Origin of the sequence: Staphylococcus sp. FSL W8-0056, assembly GCF_037963075.1 — a bacterium.
GTDB lineage: Bacteria > Bacillota > Bacilli > Staphylococcales > Staphylococcaceae > Staphylococcus > Staphylococcus aureus.
This window is the reverse complement of sequence record NZ_CP150142.1, coordinates 300171-312055: the sequence shown is the minus strand read 5'-3', so window position 1 is coordinate 312055 and position 11885 is coordinate 300171. Positions and strand designations below refer to the sequence as shown.

The following is an 11885-nucleotide window of genomic DNA, read 5'->3' as shown; positions in this document are numbered from 1 at the left end:
TTTGAAATATTTGAAACATATTTTTGTCGAATTTTTTTCAATAATTTTCCCTTTTTATACTTCAAGAGAATTTTAACTACTAAAAATTCCAATGATTATTATTACAATAGTATCAAATATTAGTTTTTTAAAATCAATAACAACTTATCAAAAAGCTCATGTGGTTATTTTATAGTGTATAAACTATAATGAGTATTAAATTCTTATAAACAATGGTGATGAAATGGACATAAATTCAGAAGAATACAAACAAGAGGTACTTATCAAAGACGTTGTCATGCTTGCTGCTCGCATACTATTAGAATCTGGTGCAGAAGGTACGCGTGTAGAAGATACCATGACACGTATTGCAAAAAAACTTGGTTACAGTGAAAGTAACAGCTTTGTTACAAACACTGTCATCCAGTTTACGTTACATTCGGAATCGTTTCCTAGAATATTTAGAATTACCTCTCGAGATACAAACTTAATAAAAATTTCGCAAGCTAATAAAATTTCGCGTCAAATTACAAATAATGAAATTTCTTTAGCCGAAGCAAAAACACAACTTGAAAAAATATATGTTGCTAAGCGTGACAGCAGTCTTCCCTTTAAAGGTTTTGCTGCAGCAATGATTGCAATGAGTTTCTTATATTTACAAGGTGGTAGATTGATTGATGTTTTAACTGCGATATTAGCAGGTAGTCTAGGATACCTAGTCACTGAGATTTTAGATCGCAAGTTACATGCACAGTTTATCCCAGAATTCATTGGTTCATTAGTTATTGGGATTATCGCCGTTATTGGACATACACTTATCCCAACAGGTGACTTGGCAACTATTATCATTGCGGCAGTCATGCCTATTGTTCCTGGTGTATTAATAACAAACGCAATACAAGATTTATTTGGTGGGCACATGTTGATGTTCACAACGAAATCATTAGAAGCATTGGTTACTGCGTTTGGCATCGGTGCTGGCGTTGGTAGCGTATTAATTTTAGTATAGGAGTATCAGACTATGTTTTGGATCTTAAACTTTATCTTTAGCTTTTTAGCTTCAATGTTCTTCTGCGTCATTTTTGATGCACCTAGAAAATTATATCTATCATGTGGTTTCGTTGGTACATGTGGATGGATGGTTTACACCTTATTCTTCAACGGCTTTAATGTGCACACTATATACTCTAGTTTCTTTGGTAGTTTAGCATTAGGCTTGTTAAGTCATTATATGGCTCGTAAACAAAAAGAACCTGCCATCATTTTTATGGTAACGGGTATCATTCCATTAGTACCAGGTGGATTAGCATACGATGCTACAAAAAATTTAGTCTTATTAAATTTCAGCACAGCAATCAATACCATGTTAGAAGTAACACTTATTGCAGGCGCCATCGCATTAGGTTTATTATTCGCCGACCAAATTTCCAAATTAATTGTTTCTGGGTTCGTGAAATCTTTTAAACGATTATAAATATTGTTAGAAATGGCTCAGCCCAAACTCTTAGCAATTATATATAAGGTTCAGCTGCCTCGTCTTAAATGTCAATTTATAATACAAAAAATCGCACGATACGCCTCCGAATGAAGAAGGTATATTGTGCGATTCTTTTATTATTTAGTTTTTTCTTTTTCAGGTTCTTCAATCATATCATCAACTTCATTTTCACTTCTATTTAAAATCAAGCGACTTAATTCATCATTATCCATATTTTTCAATTTAGGATATCGAATCACAAAGAATATTAAACCGATGATTAACCATCCAAGCAATGCAATATAAGATGGTGCAGTCAGTGCTGCAGGAGAACCTGGCACTAATAACAACGCTAAGAAAATGAATGATACAAATGAGCCGATAATAGCAAACGTTTTGTAAACCGGTGCATACGTATTACTTTGTTTGTTATAACTGAATAATTTCGCTGCAGACAAACATGTAATAAAGTAGGCAATGGATACACCTGTAGATGACATATCTACAATCCAAGTCAATGCAGTTCTTCCTAGCCAAGGTGCAATTAACGACACACCTACTAGGAATATGATTGCGACATATGGTGTTTTGTATTTACTATGTAATTTACTAAACATTGTTGGCATAATACCTGAACGTCCCATAGAAAATAACAAGCGACTTGAACTCATCAAGAATCCATTTAAACCAGTAAATATACCCATCATAATTGCAATTGCTAATACACCTAATCCAATATAACCAAATGCTGTTTGTGTAACAGCACCTGTTAACCACAACTGCCCATTTAAACTTTGATGACTTGTTGATAACCAACCAGTGTATAAAATCATGACAACATAAGTTAATGATGCTGCTAATAAACTGTACACGATAAGCTTAAATGTCTTGTTTGGTGCAAAGTTAAACTCTTCTGCTGTTTGTGGAATATTATCAAATCCAACATATGCCCATGGTGCCACGGATACAATAACCACAATAGACACTAACCATCCTTTGCTAGGTTCAGCTAACGGTTGTAAATTTTCAAGTGCAAAATTATTACCAAAGAATGAACCAAAGAACATCAATAATACGACGATTACCATCGCCACACAGAAATAATATTGTAATGATCCAGATACACTTGCGCCACGAATCGTTACTAGCATGAATACAAGTAGTAATACGGTCGCAATAATGATTTCCGTAATATAAACGTCCCAGCCCGCAATGGTGTATAGTTTCCCATTATTTAAGACATCTGGCAATAAGAATTTAACTAGTAAACTGAATGCGGTCGCATTTAAAGCAACGACACAGACATAACCAAAAGTTAAAAACCATGATGAGAAGAAACTCACATATCTGCCGAAACTTAAGAAACTAAAGGCAAACGCGCCCCCTGATACTGGAAATCTCTCTACTAATGCGCCATAACTAACCGCAATTAATATCATTAATAATGCACCAATAACTATACCAATTGATGCTGCAATCGGACCTGACTGCTTAATCCAGTCTCCTGGTAAGATGAATGCGCCCCATCCGATACATGAACCATATGCAATCGCCCATACAAACTTTTCAGATAGGTTTTGTTTTAAATCGCCTCTATCTATTTGCTTATTCTTTTTTTCCATAAATAAAAACTCACCTCGAAGGTATTCTATACCCAAAAGATGAGTTTGTAACTCTTTTTCTTGATTATTTTTATTAAAAATTTAATGTTTAGTTACATAGGTAATCTAAAGTTTTAAAATTTAACCAGCAAATTTGAATGTCGCAATGATTAACATTATCCAGCCAATGATGAACAATACGCCACCAATTGGCGTAATCGCACCTAAAACTTTAATTTGAGTTAATACTAAAATATATAATGATCCACTAAAGAAAATAATACCAGCAAATATTAACCAGCCAGCCCAGTTAACATTGATTGAAGTTGTACCACTAATTACACCTATAATTAATAATGCTAAGCCATGGTACATTTGATACGTCGTTGCTTTTTCCCATACTGATAAATAGTGATCACTTATTTTTCCTTGTAAACCATGCGCACCAAATGCACCTGTTCCGACAGCCATCATCGCGTTTAATGCACCTAAAATAATAAATAATTTCATTGCTACCTCTCCTTATATAATTCAGTATTAATAAATGTTTAAATCCGAACACTCGAATAAAAGTATATGCGTCTTGATTATTAACCAACATACTTAACAAGCTATTAAGTAATTATGTTTCATTGTTGCTTTTTAAAAATCAAATATGGATTCACCATTGCCAATGTCATCATCTGTCGCTAATCTTTGTTGTTGGTTTGAAGGTTGTGAATATGACTTATTATGATGATGTGCTGAATGCGTATTTACTTTACCACCCATCGCTTCAATTTCAGCAGCTGTCACTTGATGAGTTGGCTGCGTTATTTGTGATTGTGGCATTTGATTATGGTTAGCAATACGACGATTCATTTGTTGTTCACCAATATGTGGTGTATTTGATGTTGAAGCATATAAAGATGTTAATATATGTATGGCATACATATGTTTTTCAAAGTCATGGTCATGCTGTGCCTGCTCTGCTTGTACTAATTCTTGCTCAATTCGTGCTATTAAAGTTTCTCTATTCACCATCTACGCCTCACTTTCACACCAATTAATTGGTGATTTTCCTACTGACTCTAAATAGGCATTCGCTTTGGAATACGGTTTTGATCCAAAGAATCCTCTATATGCAGACAGTGGACTAGGATGCACTGATTTTATAATACAATGTTTAGATGTATCGATAAGCTTTATTTTTTGCTGTGCAGGTTTCCCCCACAAAATAAAGACAACATGTTCTTTATAATCAGACACTGCTTTAATAATTTCATCAGTAAATGTTTCCCAACCAATATCACGATGAGAATTTGCTTCACCCTGTCTTACGGTTAAAACTGTATTCAATAACAAGACGCCTTCTCTTGCCCAATCTTGTAAATGCGGTGTTTGTCTAACGCATCCAATATCATCTGCTAATTCTTTATACATATTACGTAAAGATGGAGGGAATTTTGCGTTAGGTTGCACTGAAAATGCTAATCCATGTGCTTGGTTTGGACCATGATACGGGTCTTGTCCTAATATAACAACTTTGATATTTTCAAACGGTGTTAAATCAAACGCTTGATATATATTTTCCCTATCAGGGTATACGATTGCAGTCGAATATTCTTTTTCTAAAAAATCATGCATAGCTTTAAAGTCATGTTTCGTTGTTATGTCATGAAAAATTTGCGACCATTCCATTCAATCTCACCTCAGGACATATTTTAACATATCACACTTATCTAAAGTGAATGACATTTTCAAAAGTTACAATAGTATGAATGATTCATTTCAACAATCATCAAATATTGAATGCTTAATATTTTTCAATTAGGTTAAAAATGATATGATGAATACAATATTATTATGTAGGAGTGAAGCTCAATGGCTTTAAAGAAAGTTTTAACAATTGCCGGTTCTGACACAAGTGCTGGCGCAGGTATGCAAGCAGATTTGAAAACGTTCCAAGAATTAGATACGTATGGCATGGTCGCTTTAACTGCCATCGTTACTATGGATAAAGATACATGGTCACACGATGTTACACCATTACCAATGGATGTATTTGAAAAACAACTTGAAACGGCTTTATCAATCGGACCTGATGCTATTAAAACAGGTATGTTAGGTACTGAGGAGATAATCAAACGTGCTGGAGAAGTATATGAGGCATCTAATGCACAATATTTTGTAGTAGATCCTGTCATGGTTTGTAAAGGCGAAGATGAAGTGCTTAATCCTGGAAATACTGAGGCGATGATTAAATATTTACTACCTAAAGCAACGGTAGTGACACCAAACTTATTTGAAGCGGGTCAATTATCAGGATTAGGTAAATTAAATTCAATTGAAGATATGAAAAAGGCTGCAACAATTATCTTTGATAAAGGCGCACAGCATGTCATCATTAAAGGTGGCAAAGCTTTAGATCAAGATAAATCGTATGACTTATACTATGATGGTCAAACATTTTATCAACTAACAACAGACATGTTCCAACAAAGTTATAACCATGGTGCTGGTTGTACATTTGCTGCGGCAACAACTGCATATTTAGCTAACGGTAAGTCACCGAAAGAAGCTGTGATTAGCGCGAAAGCTTTCGTCGCTTCTGCTATTAAAAACGGTTGGAAAATGAATGATTTTGTTGGTCCTGTGGATCACGGTGCATACAACCGTATTGAACATATCGATGTTGAAGTAACAGAGGTTTAACGATTAGGCGGTTCATCTATAAATCAACATTATTAGCCACACCACTTAAATTGGGTATGAACTCAATTTATGTGATGTGGTTATTTTTTTATAATCATCATGCTCTGTATATAATTTAAATTTGAAAGTTACATATAAGCGTTATTAGCTTTTATTGAAAATTTCATACATATCGAACAATACATACAAATATTTCCTATACATCTACATCTATGACTAAATAACCCTTTATTTTCAAGATGAACTTAAACTCATCTATATGCTCAATACCTCTATCATTATCATTCTTTTGCGATAGATGCCTCTCTAATCATATATGTTATATTTCCCAAATGACTGCCAGGCGACTCTATAAATATATATTTATTTAGAACTTTTATACATAAATAGTCTTAGTAAATCATACGTTCTATGTCTGATAAAAAGTTGATACTTAAGGTTGATGTCACACATAAAAATGTTATTTATAATATAACCATAGAGTAGCAAAGGAGGTAATATAGGTTATGATTATTTATCGACAGTATCACCATGAAGGCGCACCAGTTTATGAAATTATAACCAAAACGTTTCAGCATGTTTCAATTAAATGTGACGATTCATTTAGTGATACTGAAATATTCAAATTGCTCTCTTTATTACAAGACGATATAGATCATATGAAAGTTAGTTAAATTGACTAATCGTTCCAATAATCCAGAATTTATTAAACATTGATATAGTTGTTATTATTATTTTAGATTAATGCATCCCCGTGCAAAGAAAGAAACGTAACCTATATTCATCTCTGTTCCCAATAATAATAACAATACATAACTGATATTAGCTGTCCTTTCATCTCCTAATTAATATGCGTTCATGCAGCTAATATCGGTTATTTTTTTGTGCTCAAAGAAATTTTTATTTTAATCCCTCCATCGTCATTAATTGCTATAATTTCGTGTTCGTGTTGTTCAATGAATTCGATATTTTCATTTATTAAAATAGGTTTAACGTAGTTAATTTGACACTGGTTTGTCTCTAATGACATAGCCATCAGCATCATTTGACTCACTAATTGTCCTGGCACAATCTCATTATGTATTGGATTATCATCATTTACGAGCGCCAAATATTCATTTATCCATATCTCATTAAACTTCATCTCTACTTCATCGCCTTAATAAAAGTTTGTGTAACCGTTATGACATGTTGATCATTTTTAGTTAATGTTAAAGCCATTGTATAACGTGTGATATTGCGAGTCTGTCGGCATTCAATATCTTCTAAATGCCCTACATATATTGTGTCTACTTCTATCTTTTGAGTTTGATTAATTGCTGATTTTGTTAAAATCAGTTCGCTATTTGCATATTTTTTAAATAAATCAAATTTTGGCCATAATGACGCACACATTAATGGTGGTACTTCTTTTCTATAAGGTTGGTTAAAACACTGATAATATGCAGCCACACTATCCTTAGAAAATGACACATTTAATCGCTGGTTAGAATCGAGTAAATAATGCTGCATTTCCTAGACCTCCCCCTATCCCCATAGATGCAATCATAGTCTCTTTGTCAAACATATAAAATAATCGAGTCACTAATTGGGCACCGCTTGCACCGTATGGATGACCTGATGCTAATGCACCACCCCATATATTTAATTGCGTATTTGAAATATTTAAAGCTTGTTGGCAGGCAACTACCTGTGCACTGAACGCTTCGTTAATTTCAATGACTTCAATATTTTCTATCGTTAATTGATTTCTTTTTAGTAAGTTGGAAATGGCTGGTACTGGACCAATGCCAGGAAAATTAGAATCAACACCTACCGTAACACCATCTTTAAATAATAAACCATGCTCGAAACCTAATTCGTATGCCATATCTTTTTCCATAATAAGCAATAAAACTGCACCATCATTTTTCATACAACTATTCGCAGCGGTAACGGTCCCACCTTTGATTACGGGCTTAAATCGGCCAAAGTTATCTTTCGGAATATGTGATTTTAGACTTTCATCAGTATTGAATATTTCTCCTTTAACGGTTATAGGTAATATTTCCTGAGAAATATTTCCATTCTTTACATTTTCCGCTGTCAGTTGATGACTTCGATAAGCAAATTCATCTTGTAATTCTCTTGAAACATCATACATCTTGGCCACATTTTCAGCACCTTGAATCATTGATGGGTCGCTCATTTCAGGTGCAAATGATGCACGCTCATAAAACTCAGGTAATGCTGTTTCGTACACAGAATGCGGTCGTTTGATTTTCCAAGGTGCTCGACTTGTACTTTCAACACCACCTGCAATATATACCTTGCCAGCTCCGGCTTGGATCATGCGACATGCATATTGAACACTTTCAAGTCCAGACCCACATTGCCGATCGATTGTGACGCCAGGTATTGAATCTTTAAGCCCCGCTTCAAGCAATGCTTTTCTTGCAATATTGCCACCATTCCCAACAACATTACCTAAAACTACATCATCTATTTTAGATATTACCTCTGGATACTTCTCTTTAAAATGTTGGAATAAAGGTTTAAGCAATTGTTCTGGCTCTAAATGTTTTAAAGTGCCACCATATTTCCCAAATGCAGTTCGTTTAGCTGCAACTATGACTGCTTGATTCATATTATAATTCACCTCTCAAATACATCGACATCATTTTTTCTCTAGCAATTTTACCACTTGCAGTGTAATACATCTTTTCTACATGATGAATCATCGATGGAATTTCATAGCGTTTCACTTTCTTTTTTAAAAATTGTTTTACATTTTTATGTGTAAGTGTCACATCACCAGAATAAAGCAATACGCCTATTTGACCAAAACGCTCATTTGGAATACCGATGATAATTGCTTCATCAATGCTCGAAGATTGCGTTAAAAGGCGTTCAACATGTGCTGGATATATATTTTGACCACCAATAATTAACATATCCTGTTGACGTCCCGTTAAATATAAATACTGCTCTTTTACATAGCCATTATCATTAGTAACAAACCATTCATCATTATTTATACATTGTTCACTTACATAGCCACTAAACATCATATTACTTTTTATACAAATAGTTCCTATACCATTGTGATCGTGATTCGTTGTTTTCAATTCCACATTTGGAAATAGCACACCTACTGATTCAACTGGTGCTTGCTGATTCAAGTTATAGCTGATAAAACTGGTTTCCGATGTACCAAAAAATTCAATCAAATTTATGTCATTTGCTTGATTTTTTATCTTTTTAAAAATAGAAGAATGCAGCTTATCTCCACTGCTAAAAAATGATTGGATTGTATGTTCATTGTTGTAAACTAACAATAATGATTTAATCATCGTTGGAACAAGAAACATAGCAACTTTGTATGATGATATTTTATGACATTGATTAAGTAACTTTTCAGGATGAAAAGTGGTCTGTCCTATAAAAGTACGACCGGAACTTAAAGCAAACAATAACGCATATAATGTTAACGAGTGCGATAGTGGTCCAGGGGCTGCTATTGCATTTTCATTTTTTAACATCAACATTTCATTAACTTCAAAAGAAGCCAACCATGAATCTTCATCACGATAATATGCTTTTGGCAGTCCAGTTGTCCCTGAAGTAAAACCAATATGTAATAAATTGGGGTAGTGCTGTAATTGCGTTGAATCAATAAACATCGGTGAGTCTATATTCTGCATGAGACCTGTATCTCCAATTACATCTTTAATACCATATTTTTCAATCAATTGACGATGTATAGTACTTTGCCATTTACCTTCCATCATCATAGGCACTTTATGTAAACGATGCAAAGCTAAATAACAAATAATACTTTGCACCGGTGATTTCATATTAATAGCAACGACAGGGTTAAGTGAATATTTCTGCAAAGATTCAACTGCGCTAGTGATGCGGGCATTTAGTTGACTATATGTAATTGTTTCATCATCGATATGTAATGCTATGTCATTAGGTTTATTTTGAGTATGTGTTTTCAACTGTTCTAAAATTACGTTCATCAATATCCCTCACTCAATGTAAACTTTAAAATACATCTTGTTAACATTATATAATGAATAAGTATTTTTATCAGGTAAACCTGCCTATTATAAAAATCAAACTTAAGCCCTAGATAAATTTGATACTGTAGTACCATGTTTTTTATTAGATAAGACGTTACTATATGTATATAGAGAAAAGAAGTTATCGCAATCGCAATAACTGACACAAATAAGTCACCCAATCTATTTAAGTTTGTGTTCTCTATAATAATATTGAAGGTTAGAGTCTCAATATTAATTGCGTTGGACAAAATACTCTAAGACATATTTACATCCTAACATTTCAATAGCAAGAGAATTTTAAGTATTCAAAGCTAAACATATGCTTTAAGTCCCCTCTTTCCCCCATTGCGATAATCATTGCAGTGGGGGTTTATGTATATACAAAAACTTTATTACGGCTAATTACAGTTCTCAATTTAAAAAGCACTTTAAAGTTAGCAGAACCTACTAGCTTTAAAGTGCTTATATACGATTGATTTATACTTTTTATTAAAATCTCTAATTCTTACGTTCTTTAACCCACCATAATGCTTCTTTTGGGTGTTCTGCATAATAAGCTCTATCTTGCTCGTTATCTACATTTGGATACGAACCTTTTAGAGATTTTCCTGCTGTACTTAAATGTAAGAATGTAATAACTAAAAAGCCAATAACACTGATTGCTGTTAAATAATACGCAGGTGCTAATGGATCTCCAGTTTTCGTAACTAACCATGTTGCAACTAATGGCGTCGTACCACCAAATATCGAAACAGAGATATTAAATGTTACTGATAAAGTTCGATATCTTATATGACTGTAAAACATCGTTGGTAACGACCCTGGCATTGTCGCTTCGTAAGTTGATAAGAAAAATCCTAATATAAATATACCGATTACTATTACAACAAATGATTGTGAATGTAATAACATAAATGCGATGATACTAAATAATGTTAGCCCACCAGTACCAATTAGAAATACTTTCTTTTCACCTATTTTATCCGCTAACTTACCAAACATTAATGCTAATGGAATCATTATTGCCATGACACAAGTAATTAATACACTTGTTGTCGTTGCATCTAATTTAATAACTTGTTCTAAATAGGTTGGTAAATATGCAGTTACCATATAGTTCGTAACATTGAAGAATACAACAGCTACAAAACACACAAATATATCTTTGTAATAAAATCTGATGATTTGTAAAAAGTTAATGTTGTCTCGTTCTGGTTGTGTTGCAACATCATTTTCGAAAACTGGTGATTCTTCAAGCTTACGACGTAAATATAAGCCGAATAATCCTAGGAATAAACCAAGTAAGAATGGGATTCTCCAACCAAATGATGCCATTTGTTCATCTGTTAAAAAGAATGTTAATACTGCAATCATAATTGAAGCAGCTATGTAACCTGATAATGTCCCAATTTCTAGTCCACTACCTAATGAGTTACGACGCTTATCTGGAGATGACTCCGCAACATATGTCATTGCCCCCGCATACTCTCCACCTGTTGAAAACCCTTGTAGTACTCTTGCAAGCAATAATAGTATTGGTGCCCAAAGTCCAATTTGATCATAGCTTGGCAATAATCCAATGGTTAATGTTGAAAATGCCATTAAAATAATTGTAGATGTTAATACAACTTTACGTCCATATTTGTCACCAATAATACCAAATACCACACCACCAATTGGTCTTAATAAAAACGCAATGGCTAATGCTGCGAAAGTCAACATTTGTCGAATGTCTGCATTCTCTACTGGAGAGAAGAAGTTCGCTCCAATGTACGCAGTTGTATATGCATAGACACCAAAATCGAACCATTCCATTGCATTACCGATACCGGTTGCAACAACGGTTTTTTTAGCTTTCTTTGCATCCACCATGTTAATATTCTCTTTATTAAAATCCATGAATTCATACACTCCCTCTTGTATGTTTCATAATTATACGGAGTTAATTAGTTTTGTCAAATTTATAAGAATTTAAACTTTTATATAAATACAAAAGTATGTTTGTTCAAAAATTTCACTTTATCGAATTAAATTCAATGATTTTATACCCTCATACATTTGAATTAAACAATAATAATTCTTAAA

Annotated in this window: 13 protein-coding genes; 4 read left to right on the top strand and 9 right to left on the bottom strand. The window is 33.5% G+C overall.

From position 1 onward, the window contains the following. The first annotated feature begins 223 nt into the window (after nucleotides 1-223). Nucleotides 224-988, top strand: a complete 765-nt coding sequence (locus tag NSS86_RS01570) for a threonine/serine exporter ThrE family protein (protein WP_000354088.1) — start codon at nucleotides 224-226, stop codon at nucleotides 986-988. 12 nt (nucleotides 989-1000) lie between these two features. After that, the gene (locus NSS86_RS01565) at nucleotides 1001-1453 is read left to right on the top strand and encodes a threonine/serine exporter family protein (protein WP_000498572.1); all 453 of its coding nucleotides are present in this window, start codon (nucleotides 1001-1003) and stop codon (nucleotides 1451-1453) included. Nucleotides 1454-1593: 140 nt separating this feature from the next. Here NSS86_RS01565 and NSS86_RS01560 read toward each other — a convergent pair whose 3' ends face one another. The 4 genes from NSS86_RS01560 to NSS86_RS01545 form a co-directional block, all read right to left on the bottom strand. After that, nucleotides 1594-3078, bottom strand: a complete 1485-nt coding sequence (locus tag NSS86_RS01560; protein ID WP_000412514.1) for an amino acid permease — start codon at nucleotides 3076-3078, stop codon at nucleotides 1594-1596. Nucleotides 3079-3198: 120 nt separating this feature from the next. Then, nucleotides 3199-3567: a DUF423 domain-containing protein gene (locus NSS86_RS01555; protein ID WP_000765183.1), complete on the bottom strand. Its 369-nt coding sequence runs from the start codon at nucleotides 3565-3567 to the stop codon at nucleotides 3199-3201. A 132-nt stretch (nucleotides 3568-3699) separates the two neighbouring features. Continuing rightward, nucleotides 3700-4080, bottom strand: coding sequence for a DUF5327 family protein (locus NSS86_RS01550; RefSeq protein ID WP_000248117.1), 381 nt, complete (start codon nucleotides 4078-4080; stop codon nucleotides 3700-3702). Further along, a complete protein-coding gene (locus tag NSS86_RS01545; RefSeq protein ID WP_000455256.1) occupies nucleotides 4081-4737 on the bottom strand; it encodes a uracil-DNA glycosylase in 657 nt (218 codons plus the stop codon). 183 nt (nucleotides 4738-4920) lie between these two features. On the opposite strand from NSS86_RS01545, the gene thiD reads away from it, so the two are divergent. Both thiD and vraX read left to right on the top strand, forming a co-directional pair. Continuing rightward, the gene (gene thiD / locus NSS86_RS01540) at nucleotides 4921-5751 is read left to right on the top strand and encodes a bifunctional hydroxymethylpyrimidine kinase/phosphomethylpyrimidine kinase (protein WP_001185462.1); all 831 of its coding nucleotides are present in this window, start codon (nucleotides 4921-4923) and stop codon (nucleotides 5749-5751) included. A gap of 506 nt (nucleotides 5752-6257) precedes the next feature. Beyond that, on the top strand, nucleotides 6258-6425 hold the full coding sequence (gene vraX / locus NSS86_RS01535) for a C1q-binding complement inhibitor VraX (protein ID WP_000587958.1): 168 nt from the start codon (nucleotides 6258-6260) through the stop codon (nucleotides 6423-6425). Nucleotides 6426-6625: 200 nt separating this feature from the next. Here vraX and NSS86_RS01530 read toward each other — a convergent pair whose 3' ends face one another. The 5 genes from NSS86_RS01530 to NSS86_RS01510 form a co-directional block, all read right to left on the bottom strand. Further along, nucleotides 6626-6895 (bottom strand): hypothetical protein, encoded by a 270-nt coding sequence (locus NSS86_RS01530; RefSeq protein ID WP_339302317.1) that lies wholly within the window; start codon nucleotides 6893-6895, stop codon nucleotides 6626-6628. Between the two features lie 2 nt (nucleotides 6896-6897). Next, the gene (locus NSS86_RS01525; protein ID WP_001165058.1) at nucleotides 6898-7263 is read right to left on the bottom strand and encodes a protein VraC; all 366 of its coding nucleotides are present in this window, start codon (nucleotides 7261-7263) and stop codon (nucleotides 6898-6900) included. Next, nucleotides 7238-8377 (bottom strand): thiolase family protein, encoded by a 1140-nt coding sequence (locus tag NSS86_RS01520; RefSeq protein WP_001070676.1) that lies wholly within the window; start codon nucleotides 8375-8377, stop codon nucleotides 7238-7240. Before NSS86_RS01520 ends, NSS86_RS01525 begins: the two co-directional genes overlap by 26 nt. A 1-nt stretch (nucleotide 8378) precedes the next feature. Beyond that, nucleotides 8379-9755, bottom strand: coding sequence for a long-chain fatty acid--CoA ligase (locus tag NSS86_RS01515; RefSeq protein ID WP_001100835.1), 1377 nt, complete (start codon nucleotides 9753-9755; stop codon nucleotides 8379-8381). Nucleotides 9756-10298: 543 nt separating this feature from the next. Continuing rightward, nucleotides 10299-11699, bottom strand: coding sequence for an MFS transporter (locus NSS86_RS01510; protein ID WP_000347061.1), 1401 nt, complete (start codon nucleotides 11697-11699; stop codon nucleotides 10299-10301). Nucleotides 11700-11885: the final 186 nt, after the last annotated feature.